This window comes from Pseudothauera hydrothermalis, from assembly GCF_003345255.1.
Classification (GTDB): domain Bacteria; phylum Pseudomonadota; class Gammaproteobacteria; order Burkholderiales; family Rhodocyclaceae; genus Pseudothauera; species Pseudothauera hydrothermalis.
The window spans coordinates 2,542,180-2,558,752 of sequence record NZ_CP029331.1 but is presented as its reverse complement, the minus strand read 5'-3'; the positions used below and the strand labels follow the sequence as shown (position 1 = coordinate 2,558,752).

Here is a 16,573-nt window from a genome sequence, read left to right as displayed (position 1 = left end):
ACCACCCAGACATGCCGGGTGGTGCTGATCAGTGGATTACGGCACACCGCTAGAATCACAAGCCGTCCTCGGTTCGAGTCAGTGCCTGGTCATACCAGAGCAGCAGCTTTTCGTCTTCCTGCAGTGCCTCATCGGGGATCTTCTTGGCCACGGCGATGATGGTCTGGTAGTCCTTCTTGCCCCAGGCTTCCTTGAAGCCGGCGCGCAGCACTTCCAGACGAAACTCCTTAAGGCGTCGGCCGGTGAAGGCCTGGTATACCTGGAACTCCTTAAGCAGTGCCTTTTCGCGTTTCTTCTCCAGATCCTGTGCCTTGTTCGGATCGGGCACGTACCAGCGGTCTTTGGCTTTGGCGATCAGGCGCGGATCGTTCTTCTCCAACCCACGCAGGTCCTTATGGTTGGTGGAGAGGTAGCTGTGGATCTGGCTCGGTACATCGCCAGTACCTTCGTACTTCAGGAAATTATTTTCCAGCAGTGCCATCAGCTCCGGCTTGGCTTCGTGTTTCTTCCAGCCGGCGCCCAACTGAGTGGTGAACTCTGGGTGAACTTCCTGATAAGTCGAAGGGCGGCGCTTGAGGAAGTCAGTCAGCCAGTCGATGGCGCTCCGCTCGTCGGAGACGAACAATTCCATTTGCGGCGCCTGGGCCACCTGGGCGCGCTTTTTGTCGTATTCAGCAACTTGATCGGGAAGGAAGACCATGCCGTCGCGCTCTGGGTAGCGACTGCGCAAGCCGGAGAGAAATTCATCATTCGACAGCGGCACCGGCGCATCATGGCGAACAAACCAGGCCACCATTCGGTCGAAGATGCGGCGTGGGTCGCGCTCGACGATGAATTCCAGCTCGCCGTTTCTAGCCTTGACCACTGAAAGGTTGCGCAAGTGGGTCTGCACAAAGTCCCAGGCCGAATCCACCGTCGCTCCTTGTTTATTGAAGCGATCTTCCAGCCCACCGTTCGGCTTGTAGACAGAGATCACCAGATCCTGCTTCACAGTGTTCGGCGACATCACCTGCTGGAAGCTGCCTTGCTTCTTATCCAACGCGGTGACCTCGGCGACTACGAACCCAGTCTGCTGCAAGGCCACCTGAATCGTGTTCCAGACCGCTGCCTTGCTGTTGGAGAACACCACAGTCATCCAGCGCCCAGGCTTGAGTACCCGGTAGTACTCAGCGAAACAGCTGTACATCAGGTGCTGATATTCCGGAATGCCCTTCTGGCGAACACGGTCGACGATGGCTTCCGGGTCTGGGTCCGTCTTGACGCCGTGCCAAGACTCGACAAGAAAATTCAGGTCGGAGTAGTAGATGTTTTCGCCGAAAGGCGGATCCGTGAAGATGTAATCGACGGAGTTATCCGACAAAGCCAAACGTGCGGCTGTTCCAGTGTTTATCACTGCTTTCGCAGGATGCGCCTGATAGTTGCGGAACGCCTTAGCCAATCGATCGAGCTTCCCAGCAAGGATGTACCACGGACTGCACTCGGAGTGCTGTGATGCCACGTAGTACACGCCACTCAGATACTGATTTACTTGCGAGAAATGAGTAGGCGTGTACCGTGCAAGGATAGACATGCCCCAAACAGCCTGCTCCACCATAAAGAGCAACATGCTTCGAGTTCGAGGGTCGGCACTCGAATTGGCTTTGCCCCAAAGCAGTGCCATTGCTTGCGCCGCACGTGGCAAGAACATGAAGTGGATGGCCGCAGAGTTCGTCGTTTTCATGCGGCCAACCCGTGTCATCTGACAATCCGGGAAGCGATCGATCGGCAGGTTTTCGGGAATCGGAAGCGAGGCAATCTTTGCGATTCGCTCCAGGTCAGCCTCGTCCGGCTTCTTGGTATAAGCCGTCTTTCCCAGCTTGTACGAGATGAGCGCGGGCACACGCTTCGGTCGCTTCTCCGTCTGCCCTGTCGCTGGGTCAATAAATGTCTCAAAGCGCAGGTCCATCTGCTCCTTCTTGCCTTGCGCGCCACAATGGGGACACGTCAGCACATCAGCGACCGCCTTTGTTTCTTCATCCAGGGCGGCGTCGGTGAACACAATTTCACCCGCACAGGCTGGACAGCTCAGCACCTCACTCCATACCGTGTAGTCAATACGCGCTATGGTCTTGCCATCGCTGTGCAGCGTCTCATACATCCAGCCGATTTCCTGCTCGACCTGCTTGAGAAGCTGCTTGCCCGCCTTGGCAAAGGCATCGACATCGAACGGGGTGTTGTAGTTGGCTGCGATGAAGGTCGCCGCAGGCGACAGATCGTTGAGCACGACGCGTCGTACCCCCCATCGCGGTGCCGGACGACCCTGTTTCTTCCAGGCCATCTCGATCTCATGCCGGTAGCTGGCAGGCGCTGTACCGCACCACTGTGCGGCCACGCCCGTCATACCCGAACCGGCGAACCCATCCAGCACCACGTCACCCGGCTTGGTGTAGTGCAGGATCGACGGCACGATGGCCAGATGCGGCACTTTGGTGTGGTAAGCGTGCGCCCGATAAATAGCGTCAGTCTTGCCTACGGACACGTCGATGGCCAGCGGCTCGCGCCGATACGGTTCCTTCGGGTCATAGGGCTTGCCGTAGTGCTTCACGAAGTCCGCGAGCCAGGGGTTCGGGCACGCGGTGTAGTACGGCGGATCGGACATGGCCAGAATGGCCTCGTCCGATCCTTGCGGAAAACCATCCTGCTTGCGGAATGCCGGATCTTTCAGCTTCTCAGCCAGCAGTTTCAAGAAGTGCTCGCGCCGCGCTTGGTCGCTCGGGAATTTTTGCCCAAGGCATTCGACCGGCTCGGCGTCTTTTGCGTTTTTCCCAAGGTTAAGCTGCTCGTCCATCATCAGGCCCTATTCTGTCTGCGCATGTTCTCCACCGCCTTCGCAAAGTCAGGCGTCCCTGGCGCCTCACTCCATTCATCCCAGAATTCAATGGTGGCGCTGAGTGGCCGTTCTTGGGGCGCATGAATCTTGATTCGGCTGGGCAGCAGTACGGCGTCACCCACGACCAAAGCCTCCCCTATATCCAGGATGGGAAGCGTATCCATCAGCCCTTCCAGGCTTTCCGGCATCAAGCGTCTGACCGTGTTCTGGTCATCCCCGTTGGTCAGGCGCAAGGCGATGACGTTGTTGCACTGACTCAGTATCGTCGTGCTGACATCGGCAGGCCGCTGGCTGACCACAAGGAGCGCAACACCGTACTTGCGTCCTTCCTTGGCGATCTTCTCGAAATTCTCGATAGCGCGCTGCTCGACGGGGTTCTTCCCGTCCTTCTTGGGCAGGTAGAGGTGTGCCTCATCACAGACCAGAGCCAATGGACGACGCTTGTTGCGGTCCATCCAGAACTGGACTTGATAGATGATTCTGGCAACCAAGCCAACGATTACGGGAAGAATGTCGGCGGGCACATCGGAAAAATCGATGACCTTGATCTGAGACTTGTCTTCCGAGTAGTCCATGAGCCGCTTGACCAAAGCGGCCATGGCGTCATAGCCATGTTCAGATGTCGGTGCCTGGAACAGGAAGCCATAGCGCTTGTCGCTGACCTTGCTGTTCAGACGCAGCAGTAAACGGCTGAATTGCCCATGGAATGGGCCTTGCCTCTCTTTATTGTTTGCACCAGGCACCATTTCTTCGTTGAGCCGCTGTAGCTCGGCGATCACACTATTGATATCGAACGGAATAGGACTATCGAGAGTAAACGCATTTAGAACCTCTGTTTTCTTGTGCTTCTCAAGCGTCTCTTTCTTCTTCGCAACAACCGTATCCTGAAAAGCCATCACTTGGTTGTGAGCACTGAACTCACTCCGATCGATGAACATGGCTTGCAGCTCCTCCGTGTTGAGGAGCCAGTAAGGTAGGAAAAGCAGAGCCGGGTCCGACTTCCCAAGATCTTCCGGTCCAGGAACGCGGAGATGCCGGGCATAGCTCAGCTCTCGGTATTCGCCGTGCAAGTCGAAAACGATCAGATTCGATGAGGGGAGTTTTGAAGCCTGTTCGAGAATGGCAGCAACAGTCCAGGACTTGCCAGAGCCGGTGCTGCCGAGCAGGGCCGCATGTCGTTGAAATAGCTTGTTCCCATCCAGATAAGCCTTCGCCGACTCATCAATGGTGTAACGGCCAACCTCCAGGGAATGTTCGGTCTTGCCTTCCTTAGAGAGCAAGTTCATGAATGTCTGCAACTGCGCATCACGCAGTATGAAACACCCTGCGTCTATCTCCGGCACTTGGACCAAGGATCGCGAAAACTTTGGTTTATTCTCGTTTGTCAAACCGACGGTACCAACCAGGGTGAGTTGAACCGTGTTGTGAACGCTCTCGCGCAATAAATTCAGTTCCGCTGCATCAGCAGAATCGTCATCATGCTGAACGGAAATGTCTTCGAGAACGGGTGTCTTCACCACCTTCTCGATGATGCCGATCAGCCACTCTTCGACGGCGCCAGGCAACGACAGTGCGACAAGCTGCCCGACTCGTGCCTTCCGCAAATCCTCATCGCTATTGACCTGGATATTGACCTTGCGCGTATCGACCAGGCGAACCTTCCCCAGTGAATAAGATGTGTCAAACGTAAAAATAGGCATGATCAGCTCCCGAATATTCTGACTGTGAAGTCACGCACGTCCCATAGGTTCTGGCCCTTTAACTCCAGCCAGCCGGAGTAGCGCTTATTAAAGATTCTCGTTCCGTCTTCGTCGTCCAGTTTGCAGACCAACCAAAGATTTTCTGACTGGCCGAGCAACGACTCGATTCTCGGATTGCAGTCTCTTGTGACGATCAGGCCTGGACTCGACTGCGTGACGAGCTTGCGCTTGACATACTCTTCTAGGTGGCTGTCATTGAAGCCATACCCGAGAAAGAGGAAGTGCGTCGCACTCTCCACTGCACTGTCCGCGTATTGCAGTAGTTCACGCCTGTAACGTTGAAGCGCCTGATACTTCGACAGGCCCGGAGTGATCATGACGCGCTCAGCGAACTCTGGCGGACTCCACATCCATGCGTTGTTTTCAATAACGGCGTTCCGGTGGAGAAAATAGTTCAGTGACCCATGCACCTTGTATAAGCGAGCGTGCTTCCTGTGGCGCCAGACCGTTCTTATCCTTCGGCCTTGGCAAATCCTGCACGGTTCACGCAATGCGCGATCCACGGCCGTCCAGTCTTCCTTACGTTCGATGCCGCCGAACAACCCGTTGGTGTAGGGTATTCCCGAGAAATCGCAGGCATATTCGAACAGCAAATCATAGTTGGGCGTAAGTACATGCAAGACGCCATCGCTTTCTGGAAGCGTTTCAATCAAGCGGGAAAGAAGTCGGCTTGGCGGCCACTCTGTCGTACCCTGTGCGATCGAATATGCGTATTGCCTATCCAGACCGGCGACGAATGCGCCGGTGATTTCCGTCACTATTCTCAACAGACCATGATCGTTGACTGCGTTCAGGGAACTCTCAAGATCAGCTCCTTGTTGAAGCGCGTCTGCTACGCCTTGCCATTCAGATGCCTGGGCGGCGGTGAGGACTCGTTCCTGCATTCTCCGCACAAGTTCATCCCGAAGCGCAGGCATGCCGAAACCCATGTCCATTGCACATGACATTCCTGTCCCGAAGAACACGAAAGGCTTTCCGCGGAAGAAGTCCCGGATTGCCTTAATCGCTATTTCTTCCGTAAGCAATGGTGTGGTCATTTTCTACGTCACCTTCGCACTATCACTCGACTACGAATCTCAGCTTGCTCGCATCCTTGCCCTTGCAGCGCTCGGTCATAAATGACTCGAAGCGGCGGCGCAGATCGTCAGGTGTGGCCGGAGAGCCGCCGGCGAGCAGCGCCTGTTTAATGTCGTCGCCAGTGACCAGGATCTTCTCCAGGCCGGACAGTGCCTCCTGGATGGTGGCCACAAATTCCGGCGTGACCGGGTCGGGCAGTGTTTTGGACGCCAGGAAGGCGGTAATCAGCTCGCGCTGGCTGGCCTTCAGCAGCTCGAAGTTGGCCTGGATGATCGGGTCGTCGAGGTTGTCCAGCAGGGTCTGCTGCCACCCATCGAGCAGGCGATCGAGCTCGTCATCCAGCGTCTTGAGCACGTTGGCGGCTGGCAGCAGGTCGGCTTGCTCGTTGGCCGGCCGGAAACCGCAGTGCGGGCATACCGGGCTGGTGGCCAGCTCAGCTTCGACCAGCGAGGCGCAGCTTTTGAGCTTGTCGAGCTTGTCTTCGAAGCTGGTGAGCTGCCCGGTAGGCATCAGCGAGATGCCCGCCAGGGCGCGCAGCGTGGTGATGCGCGAGTCGCGGCGCAGGGCGGACTTGGTCTTGTCCTCCGCCACACCGAGCCGGGCTTTGCTGTGCTGGGCCACGTAGGCGGTGATGTAGTCCTTCTTCAGGGCGGCCAGGCGCTGGCGGTACTCGGCGGCATGCGTGGCGCTCTTGTCCGCGATGAGTTTGTCGAGAATCTCCTTGCGGGCTGTCTGGGCCTGCTGCACCCAGGCATGGTCGGTGGCGAGCACCATCTCGGCCTGCGACAGAAAGGCCGCCGTCGTGCCCAGCTCGGCCACCAGATCGCGCAGCTTCTCCACCGAGGACAGCACATCAAGATTCTTCTTCTGGGCATCGATGTCGGCCTGGGTGATGCGCAGATTCTTGAGCTTGCCGACGGTGTTGTAGGGCGACAGCCCATCCAGGAAGCTCTTGAGCGCTTCCAGCCGCGCGCGCCAGTCGCGCAACTCTTCCTCGCGCAACAGGGACTGTCCCCAGAAACTGAGGCGGTCCTGCAGATCGGTGCCGACCCTGAGCACGCGCTGCACCTGCTTGGCCACGGCATCCAGCAGTTCCTTGACCGGCTCCTCCTTGCCCTGGGTCGCCATCTGGGCGAATCCAGATGGCAGGCCCAGCAGCTCGAACAGTGAGCGCAGGACGGCGACATTGATCTCCTTGGGCGCCTCGACGTGCTTGAACGTTTTCAGCTCGTCCAACGCACGTTCGACCAGCAGGGAGAGCTTGCCGGAGTCGATCTTGTCGCCGGTGATGGCCAGAACGATGTCGCCCGAGTAGATCAGGCTGCCCAGCACCGCCACCAGCAGGTCGGGCTCCAGGCGGAAGCGCGCGGGCGCGAAGTACTCGACGTCGGTCGCACCGCTGATGAGCTCGCTGCGGTTGAGCACCTGGCCGTGGCCCTTCGCCTGTAGTCGGTTGAGCACTTCCTGTCCGTACTTGGATCGCGTGGGCTCAATGCGGTCGCCGTCGAGCATCTCCAGCGCGTCCAGGATGGCGATGGCGTCCTTGGTGCGCGTGCCACCGGCCAGCGCCTTCAGTGCGTTGGTGATGAGCTGCTTGCGGTTCGATTCGGTGACCAGCACCGAGAAGGTCGGGTACTCCGGCGCCAGATCCGCGAAGTGGGTGCCGAGGGCCAGACCTGAGGTCACATTGACGATGTCACGGAAGTTGGCACGCTCATCCGGCCCCAGGCGAAGCTTGTCACGCATGGAGACACCCTTGGCCCACTCCTGCAAGGTTTTGGTCTTGCCCTGGTAGGTGACTTCGAAGGCTGTCAGCTGTTTGTCCTGCAGCCATTTGCTCATGTCTCGCAGGGCTTCTTTCGCCTTGTCCAGATACACTGACTTGGCGCCACCGCTGGCCGAGGATGCCAGCTCCTGGGCAGCGGCATAGCAGGCCAAATAGCGCTTGATGGCATCGTCCAGGCCTTTCAGGCGGAAGAACACCTCATCCGGGCGGCTGTCGTCGCGAAAGCGCGGGGGCTCGAACGGCTGGATGAAGTAGATGTAGAAATCACGTTCCGGCTGGGCGGTCGGCCGGTCGTTGGGGGCACCAAGGAACAGGTAGCCGTTGCGTTCTACACGCCGCTCCTGCCACTCCACCTGGTGTTGCCAAATCCGGTAGCCGGTGACGTAGGTGTCTTCCTCGGTGCGCTCCATCAACTGCATCAGGGCGCTGTAGTAGGCGCGATCCAGGGCGTCGTCGGACAGTGCCTCAGCGCGTTTCTCGATCTGGGCGTCGTAGTCGACGTCTTTCTTGAGGTCGAGGTAGTACTGCTCGGTATCGGGCGCCTTGGAGATGAACTGGCCGTTCACCGTCTTGACGATCTCGCGCAGGGTGGTTTGCACGGCGGTCAGCAGGTCATCGGACGGCTCGCCGCCCAGATCTTCGATGCCCGGCTGGTATAGACATAGAGCATCGCGCAGTTCCTCGGCAGTTGGCCCCACAGGCACGTAGATATCGCCGCCGGTGGTCAGACGATGGACCGACAGGCCTTTGATGACGCGAAGGGCCATCGCTTTGTATGCGGGGCGAGTAAATGCCTTTTGAACCCGCTCTTCCAGTACCTCCGCTACCTTAAGTACCGGGCCGATGTTTGGGTCAGACCGCAATACTGAGTTGGATGTGACTGTTTCCCAGAACTTGTCGAAGCCGATCAGGCCTGGGCGGTCGGTGGGTACTTCATCGTCCAGGATGGCCTGGATCTGGTCGCGCAGGGTGACCAATGCGCCGCGTTTTTCGGTAAAGATCAGGCGCTCGAAGGTGCCGATGTAGTCCGGGTGCACCGGAAACAGCCGCACGTATTCATCCATCCGCTCGTTCATGTTGTGGTAGAACTTGGCGAAGGGTGTGAGGTAGGTGCGGATCTTGTGCTGCTGGTCAGCGGATTTTTTCAGCAAACGCTCGGCGACCACGAAGCTGACATCCTGACGGGCCAGCAACACCTGGGCGAAACGCTCGTTTACGCGGCGCAGGCTGTCGGCAACATGCTGGAAGCGGCTGCTGTCGAAAATAGCTTCCTGTACGCCGGCCACAAAGCGGAAGCGCAGGTGCTTGGTGACTTCACCGATCTCGCGCAGGAAGGACAGGTCCAGCACCAGGTCGTGGCCCTTGCGCGAGCGCAGGAACTCAAGGAACTCGTCGACCACCAGCAGCACGCCCTTGCCAGGGTGTACTTCGTCAAAGGCGGCCATCATTTCCTCGAACGCCGCTTTGTTATTGACGACTTTGTCGGCCGGCGGGAAAGCGTAGCTGACGCCCTGCTTCTCCAGGAAGATCTCCAGCTCCTGGGTGATGATGTCGCGCAGGGACATCTGGCTGGAGATCTCGATGCGGTGCACCTTGAACTTGCCAGCGATGCTGCCGGCCGCCTCGGCGACTTTGGGGTGCTGAACCATCGGCACATAGGCGGCGTCTTCGGCGATCAGCGACAGCACCGACATCAAGTGCGATTTACCGGTGCCGTAGTTGCCCACCACCAGTACGCCCTTATGGTCAACCGACTCATCGAAGGAGAGCTGCGGGATCATCTGCTTGGCAATGCGCTCGGCCATGTCATCGGAAATGACATAGGTGGCCACGAGCTTCTTGGCCTCGGTCGGCCGATTGGCGTCGAGCAGCTGAATGACCGACTCAATCGGCTCGAACTGAATAAGATCCCCGTAGCGCATGTGCTTCCCCTTTACCCCAACGATTCAATTTCAAATGGAACCAGGCCATCCAGGCCGTAGTCCTGATATTCCGGATGCCCCATCTCGGCATAGACAAGCCGGCCTTCGCGCAGCTCACCAGGCCACACCGCGACTACGCGGCGGCCATGGGCGTGGCGCTTGAGCAGGTCCAGCGGGTCCAGCTTGAGCGAGCGGTCGAACAGCAGCTCGAGATTGTCGAGCAACAGCAGGTCACCCTCGGCATGTTCATCAGCCAGATCCCGCAGAACCACATTTGCCTGGAGTGCCCGCTGCCGCTGAGACATCGCGGCCAACTGGCGGCCCAAGGCGGCGCCGACGTTCATCACACGGATGCCGTGCTGCTTTGCTAATGCACCGATCAAGGCACTCTTGCCGCTACCGGGGCTGCCAATCAGCAGGATCAGCTTGGTTTGCAAGGCGCCTACTTCGTTAATTCGTTGTTCGAGCTGCTCCAGCATGGCGGCCTCAGTCCAGTTCGGCCGCTTGCTGCTGCTCTGACGAGCAGTAGCCGGGTGCGAGCGAAGCGCTCTTGACGCCATAAATGGCCAGGTGGTCTTTCAACCACAGGCGATACTCGGGCCCCCGCAGGCTGTGATCCGGGGAACAATCGACGCTCCATTTGCGCAGAATGTAGCCCGCCGTGGCAGCCCGCAATTTCATGCGTAGGCTGCCGTCCTCCATGCCGTAATCCATTTTGGTGATCTCAGGGCGCGGCTGTGCTGGATGCGGAACCAGTTCCAGCTCCACGATGCGGGTCCACTGGATATCCTGGTCGCTGCGCTCGTGGGTTTGCACGCTGGCATCCCGTGGGGCGGCGGGACGCTTTATCCGTGTAATCACGAAATCCCTGAATTCCTGGGTTTTGCGATCAAAGGCGCGGACGTGCCAGCGCAGCCCGTTGTCGATCAGGGCAAAGGGCACGATTTCGCGCTGGGTGCGGCCGCTGGAAATGGAGTGATATTCGATGGCCAGCGGCCGCTCCTGGTGAATGGCCCGGGTGACGGCGGCCAGTACGTCCAGATCTGGATGCGTGAGTCTGGATGGAATCTCACTGGCCACCCAGGCTCTCAGCCGGGATGGTTCGCCATCGCCAAACCCCTGGGTCAACCAGGCCAGAACCCGCTCGGGCTGGAAGTCAAAAACGGGTTTAAAGTGCTCGCCGAGTACGTAGTACTTGGCTTTGGTGTCGTAGTCGATATTGCCTGGCGCCAGTTCCTTGTAAACCGCCAGATCCCGCGTGGCAGCGGCTGACTGGATGCCGAAGCGCGATACCAAATCCTGGCGGCGGATATCCCCGATGAAGCGCACCCGCAGCTCCACAAAGGCAAGGCGGTCGCGCTGCGGCTGGGTAAGGTCGTCAAGCTGTTCGTTGGACATTCCTGAGACTCATGCTGGAATCGGGGCCATGATGGTTTCAGGAAGTATATGGCACGCCCCAGCATGCGTCCATTACACACATGCCAATTCAGTGTGGCGATCATGGTGATCAGGATTATGCCGGGGCGATGTTGTTGGATGGTGGGTTAGGACTCACTCTTGTTGTGACCGTTATGCCCGGCTGTGCCAGCCAGGCTGTTACCTTCGAACGATGGGCTGCTCGAACGAAGTGATGACGCCAGGCGACCGCCTGCTGTATCCGCAACGCGGTCTTTGATCTTCTCAGCGGCCGCAGCGCCGATGCCCTTGGCCAAGTTGCCTGCCGTGCCGGCCGCCAGGCTAACGGCCCGCTTTGCGCCGCTCTCCGAATTGCCACCAAACCCGGCGGCTTGGGCGAACGGGCTGCTGCCGGCATTGCCGTCACCGCCGGCGTTGGTACCATGGCCGCCAGCACTACTGTTCGACATTCCTCCCATGCTGGGCATGTCGCTCCCGCTCGACATCGAGGCTTGTGCTTTATCGAACGCTGCCTTGATGGCTGAACCGCCACCCGCCAGGTTTGCAGCACCATCCATGACGGCTGAACCTGCCACGCTTGCTGCGCCCGCTGCCATCCCAGCCGCTCCCATAACGGCACCTACCGCAGCTCCAGTGCCGAAGTTGCCGATGCCGCCGGCAGATCCGATGCCGGAACCTGTGATGATCCCGCCTACCATCGGTGGCACTCGGTTAACCAGTGACAGCAACGCCATGCAGAACACCAACATGACGCCCAGCTCTTCGAAGTTGAGCACGTTTTGGTTCATCCTGGTGTAGAACGTCGACAGCATGTCGTTACCAATGCCAACCAGCAGCACCATTGTCATGATCTGAACGGCAACGCCAAGGACGGTCTTGTAGTAGTTGATCGCCATGTCCGAAGTCCAGCGCGATCCGCCGAAGCCCAGGAAGAAGATGCCGGCATAGGCCAGTAGCCAGGCTGCGATCAGCATCAGCAGCATGTTGATGGCGACCAGGGCCAGAAGCAGCATGATTGCGGCACTCAATACAGCGCCCACCAGACTATCGACGGGCGACCAGGCCGACAGGTTATTGATGGCCTGCTTCCAGATCATAAAGCCCACATCGACGATGCCGGACGGCGTGACCGAGGACACGCCAGCCGCCTGCTCACCGATTCTGGCCAATGACTGGATGATCGAGTTGGCAAACGCCGGCCCGTTGACCAGCAGCCACCAGAAGAAGCCAGTGAAGATGATGAAACGGACCAGCTCGGCGAAGAACTCGCCAATGTCTGCTTTGCGCAAGGCCATCATTCCGAACGTCCAGACCATCGAGATCACCACCAGCGTCCAGAACAGCCACGACGCAGCATCGATAATCACGTGCTGCCAACTGGCTGCTCGGGTGGCGTAGTCGGTTACTACCTGGTCGAGAATCCCTTGGTTGGTCAGGTTTGCACTGGCGAGGCTCGAATGCAGCACCAGGACCCCGCCGCTCAGGATTGCTCTAGTCATGGTCTTCATCAGTTGCCCTCCCGATGTTGCGGCTCGGTCAACTCCAGCCAGTTACTGAGTTTCCCATAAGTAGTGTCATGTGAGCGATAATATGGCCTATGAAATGCAAACGACTTTCCGACGGCCGAGCTCTCGATCATCACACCTTGCAGGTCATGCGGCAGCAGGCCGTCAAAGCGGTACGTGACGGGCAGACGGTGCAAAGCGTCGCGGCGGCGTATGGCGTGAATGAGCGCAGCGTTTTCCGGTGGCTCGCCGATTTTGCCAATGGCGGACAGAACGCATTGCTCGCCAAGCCGATTCCGGGACGCCCGAGCAAACTCAGCGCCGAGGAGCTTTCGTGGATTGCCAATGCGGTTCGTGACCACAACCCGCAGCAGTTCAAGTTCGAGTTCGGCTTGTGGACGCTGTCTCTGATTCGTCACTTGATCAAACGCCAATTCAAGAAAGAGCTGTCGGTCTCCTCGGTTCACCGCCTGATGAAGATCCTGGGTTTCAGCGCCCAGAAGCCGCTCTACCAGGCGTGGCAGCAAGACCCCGTCCTGGTGCGCACTTGGGAGACGGAGACCTACCCCGCGATTCGCGCTGAAGCCAAGCGGCTCGGAGCAACGATCTACTTTGGCGACGAGTCGGGCATCCGCTCGGACTACCACACCGGCACGACTTGGGCGCCACAAGGCCGGACGCCGGTGGTGCAGGCGACGGGTCGGCGCTTCTCGCTGAACATGATCTCGGCCGTCGGCACGCAGGGCGAATTTCGGTTCATGCTGCATGAGGGCTCGGTCGGTGCGAAAGTGTTCGTCGAGTTCCTCAAGCGCTTGATGCTCAATGCCGAGAAACCGGTCTTTCTGATCGTCGATGGTCATCCGATTCACAAGGCAAAGATGGTCAAGAGCTACATCGAGAGCTTGGACGGCAAGCTCAAGTTGTTCTATTTGCCGCCTTACTCGCCGCAGCTGAACCCGGACGAAACAGTCTGGGCTCATGTGAAGCGGAAGGTTTCGAGCCAGTTGGTCGAGAGCGCCGAGGAGATGAAGCGACTCGCACTCCGTGCTTTGCGTAGCATCCAGAAGCTCCCCGAACTCGTGAAGTCATTTTTTAGGCAGCCAGAGTGCCGCTATATCCTGGGCTGACACTACTTATTGAAAAGTTAGTAAGCGGCTGCTCTGTGGGGGAAATGCCGTCCCCTGCTGGCCGGCGCGAGCACAACCCGGCAAATGTCTCCCGAGTTGCCTTGTCTTCGATCTTCATGATTTCTGCCATCTGGCAGTTGGCATCGTTCACCTCTGGCATGGTCGGGGCGGGTGGGGTGTTGTCGCAGCCAGTGATGGCGAGAAGGAAGCCTGCCAGCATCGGAATAGTGAATTTGTTCATGGGTGCCTCTCCTTGTCAGCGGGCCAGTTCGAGCCAGTTCTTGGGACTGTTGGTCGGCGCTATCCGCGATTCGGTGGAAGCGGCATGGGCAGCCTGTTGCTTCGCATCGAGGTCGGCCTCGGCTTGCATCCGTGTTGCAATGACCTGGTGTTGCGCAAGCAACATGGCACGCATCTGCAAGAGCTGGTTAGCCTGCTGGCTGGCAAGCTGGTTGGCATAGCCTAGGGCCTGCATTTGTCCATCCGCACCCTGTGCGCTGTGCTGGAGCCGTTCCAGTGTGCGGGCGTCTGATTGCAGCGCATCCTGCTGCTGTTTCAGGGTATGGAACAGGTCATCATTGGCGCGCTTTTGGCTTTCGCTCGCCAGGCGGCGGTTCTCGTTCATGGCTGCCCATTCGGCCTCTGTGCAACCGCCGGTGGCGTTGAAGCACGGCGAGCCACGGTAGTAGGCCACGTCCTGGAACTTGCCGAGATACGCATCCAGGCTGCCGAGCTGGGTCTGGTAGTAATCCAGGGTGTTCATTGCCGAACGCAGGTTGTCCATCGTGCGGGTAGCCTGGTCCCAGATATACGCGGCCGGGGCCATGGTGTTCTGTAGCTGATTTTCGTACTGCTGGAGCTGGGTTTGATACTGCTCGATCTGCTTGAGCGTTTGTGCCACCGACTCGATGGCGGTCATGACGTTTTGCGTCAGGTTGCCCCCGTCAATGACTGGAATCCCGGCTTGAGCCGGTAGCGAGCCGCCGCCGATGGCGAGCGAGATCAGAAACGCGGTTTTAGCCGCTAAAATTTTGCGAGTGCTCATGGTCGATAACCTTTGCTGAAAGTGGCTAGCGTCATCGAGTAGCCGCGCCACGGAGCTATTCGGTAATTGACCAGGGCGACACCGGGGCCCGGCCGTTTTTGTTTGAATCACGGTGTCATTTTTTTAGCGGCTAAAATCACTGATCAGCCTGAGGCCGAACAATGGTCCTCATTACCAGGGTCATCTGGTCCTGGGTGGCCTCGATCCTTGCCAGGAGGCGGTGGATCGTTTCCGGACTGAAAGCTGCGGTTCTCACATCGTCGGTTAGCCACAGCTTGAGCAGCCCTCCCAGACGACCGAGGTCACCATTGATGCGGGCAAGCTCTCGCACCCGCTGGTAATCCGTGACGCCCTTGATTTGGTAGCCCTGACCCACCTCCCGCAAATAACGGGCAACGCTCATTCCGGCCTGCTTGGCCTGCTGTTCGATATGGATTTTCTCTTCAGGCAGTACCGGAACCCGAAGATGGTGTCGGCGTTTGCGGCTCGTCTCTTTCATCATTGCCTGTCTCTCTTTAACCCTTTCGGCGGCAGCCGATGCCTCGCAGAGCAGGATGAGCGTTGAACACCCTTGGGTGTGAATAAGATCCGGTGAAGATAGATAACCGGCTTGACGGTTAGCTAACTTCACACATCCTGCCCTGTGCTCAGCATCCAATCTTTCACATACACGCCAGGCAATTCATCGCTATTTCATTGCGGCTGGATCGCAACTCCAGTTGCCTCATGCAAATAAGCGATAAAAAAGCGGTGTAGTTGCGTTTAACAGCACTGCAATAGCGATTCGACAGCCAGGGCAATCGCACCTACTTATCATACGCATAACAGATAAGCCGTTTACGATCATGCACTTAGGCACCCCCTGTTCACAGCGTCATATTTTGTGTAGCTTACTGTCTTTTTGGGGATCCCATGAAGGCAGTAAGCATCATGCCGCTGACGCAGGTGTTCGTCTCGGTTTCCGACCCGCGCAGCAAGCGCCACACACGCCACGACCTGTCCGAACTGCTCACGGTCGCGGTGTGTGCAGTGCTCTCGGGCGTGGACGACTTCGTCGACATCGAGTTGTGGGCCAAGGCCAAGATCGATTGGCTGCGAGGGTTCATGAAGCTTGAGCATGGCATCCCTTCGCACGACACGATCGGGCGCGTGTTCGGCCTGATTGAGCCTGACGAGTTCGAGGCGGCGTTTCGGCGCTGGGTCGGCATGGTCGTGCCGGTGCTGGCCGAAGACACGGTCGTTGCGATCGACGGCAAGAGCAGCCGAAGAACGGCAAGCAAGGGCAAGACCCCTGCAAGTGCCCTGCACATGGTCAGCGCGTTCGCCGCCGGGATGGGCGTGGTGTTGGGCCAGAGGGCCACGGCCGAGAAATCCAACGAGATCACCGCCATTCCCGAGTTGCTCTCGAAGCTCGCCCTGGAAGGCTGCGTGGTGACGATCGACGCGATGGGCACACAGGCGAAGATTGCGCGCACGATCCGCGAACGCGGCGCCCACTACGTGCTGTGCGTGAAGGACAACCACCCGAAGTTGCTCGACTCGATCCGCTTTGCCGGCGTCGCGGATCCACGGGGACCGCTCACGCCGGCCTCGACGCATGAAACCACGAATCTTGGCCATGGACGCACGGAGATCCGCCGCTGCGTTGCGTACGACGCCACCGATCGGCTCTACAAGGGCGAAGAGTGGAAGGACGTCGCGAGCTTCGCCTTGATCGAGCGGGTGCGCACTGTCGGCAACAAAACCAGCACCGAGCGTGCCTACTACCTGAGCAGCCTGCCCGCGGACGCCGAGCGCATCGCCAAAGCAGTTCGCAGCCACTGGGAGGTGGAGAATCGGCTTCACTGGTGTCTGGATGTGCAGTTCAACGAGGATCAGTCCCGGGTGCGCAGCGGTTACGCGGCCAACAACTTGGCTGTTGTTCGCCACATCGTGATGAACCTGCTGCGGCTGAACACGACCCGTAAGGCGAGCATCAAGTCCAAGCGCATGCTGGCTGCCACTATTGACGAATTTCGGGCCGAGTTGCTCGGAGTTATGACATGAAGGTGCGATTGCCCTGATTC

General features: G+C 58.6%; 12 protein-coding genes. 2 read left to right on the top strand and 10 right to left on the bottom strand.

What is annotated here, in order from left to right:
• Positions 1-55 precede the first annotated feature (55 nt).
• The 7 genes from DIE29_RS12235 to trbL all read right to left on the bottom strand — a co-directional run bounded on the left by DIE29_RS12235 (position 56) and on the right by trbL (position 12,338).
• On the bottom strand, positions 56-2,827 hold the full coding sequence (locus DIE29_RS12235; protein ID WP_114650328.1) for a DNA methyltransferase: 2,772 nt from the start codon (positions 2,825-2,827) through the stop codon (positions 56-58).
• Positions 2,828-2,829: 2 nt separating this feature from the next.
• Entirely contained in the window at positions 2,830-4,569 is a 1,740-nt protein-coding gene (locus DIE29_RS12230; protein ID WP_114650029.1) for an ATP-binding protein, read from the bottom strand.
• 2 nt (positions 4,570-4,571) lie between these two features.
• The gene (locus DIE29_RS12225) at positions 4,572-5,666 is read right to left on the bottom strand and encodes an SIR2 family protein (RefSeq protein WP_114650028.1); all 1,095 of its coding nucleotides are present in this window, start codon (positions 5,664-5,666) and stop codon (positions 4,572-4,574) included.
• Positions 5,667-5,688: 22 nt separating this feature from the next.
• Positions 5,689-9,414, bottom strand: coding sequence for a DUF6079 family protein (locus tag DIE29_RS12220; RefSeq protein WP_114650027.1), 3,726 nt, complete (start codon positions 9,412-9,414; stop codon positions 5,689-5,691).
• Positions 9,415-9,425: 11 nt separating this feature from the next.
• On the bottom strand, positions 9,426-9,893 hold the full coding sequence (gene brxF / locus DIE29_RS12215; RefSeq protein ID WP_114650026.1) for a BREX-3 system P-loop-containing protein BrxF: 468 nt from the start codon (positions 9,891-9,893) through the stop codon (positions 9,426-9,428).
• A 7-nt stretch (positions 9,894-9,900) separates the two neighbouring features.
• Entirely contained in the window at positions 9,901-10,812 is a 912-nt protein-coding gene (locus DIE29_RS12210; protein ID WP_114650025.1) for a WYL domain-containing protein, read from the bottom strand.
• A 146-nt stretch (positions 10,813-10,958) separates the two neighbouring features.
• Positions 10,959-12,338 (bottom strand): P-type conjugative transfer protein TrbL, encoded by a 1,380-nt coding sequence (gene trbL / locus DIE29_RS12205; protein WP_114650024.1) that lies wholly within the window; start codon positions 12,336-12,338, stop codon positions 10,959-10,961.
• A gap of 89 nt (positions 12,339-12,427) precedes the next feature.
• On the opposite strand from trbL, the gene DIE29_RS12200 reads away from it, so the two are divergent.
• Complete coding sequence (locus DIE29_RS12200; protein ID WP_114649170.1) at positions 12,428-13,462, top strand: IS630 family transposase; 1,035 nt, start codon at positions 12,428-12,430, stop codon at positions 13,460-13,462.
• Here the strand turns inward: DIE29_RS12200 and trbK are convergent.
• The 3 genes from trbK to traJ form a co-directional block, all read right to left on the bottom strand.
• Positions 13,428-13,703, bottom strand: coding sequence for an entry exclusion lipoprotein TrbK (trbK, locus tag DIE29_RS12195; RefSeq protein WP_114650023.1), 276 nt, complete (start codon positions 13,701-13,703; stop codon positions 13,428-13,430). The genes DIE29_RS12200 and trbK overlap by 35 nt on opposite strands.
• A gap of 15 nt (positions 13,704-13,718) precedes the next feature.
• The gene (gene trbJ, locus DIE29_RS12190) at positions 13,719-14,507 is read right to left on the bottom strand and encodes a P-type conjugative transfer protein TrbJ (protein WP_114650022.1); all 789 of its coding nucleotides are present in this window, start codon (positions 14,505-14,507) and stop codon (positions 13,719-13,721) included.
• Between the two features lie 136 nt (positions 14,508-14,643).
• The gene (traJ, locus tag DIE29_RS12185; RefSeq protein ID WP_205409732.1) at positions 14,644-15,009 is read right to left on the bottom strand and encodes a conjugal transfer transcriptional regulator TraJ; all 366 of its coding nucleotides are present in this window, start codon (positions 15,007-15,009) and stop codon (positions 14,644-14,646) included.
• 410 nt (positions 15,010-15,419) lie between these two features.
• Between traJ and DIE29_RS12180 the strand changes: the two genes are divergently transcribed.
• Positions 15,420-16,553 (top strand): ISAs1 family transposase, encoded by a 1,134-nt coding sequence (locus tag DIE29_RS12180; protein WP_102040763.1) that lies wholly within the window; start codon positions 15,420-15,422, stop codon positions 16,551-16,553.
• Positions 16,554-16,573: the final 20 nt, after the last annotated feature.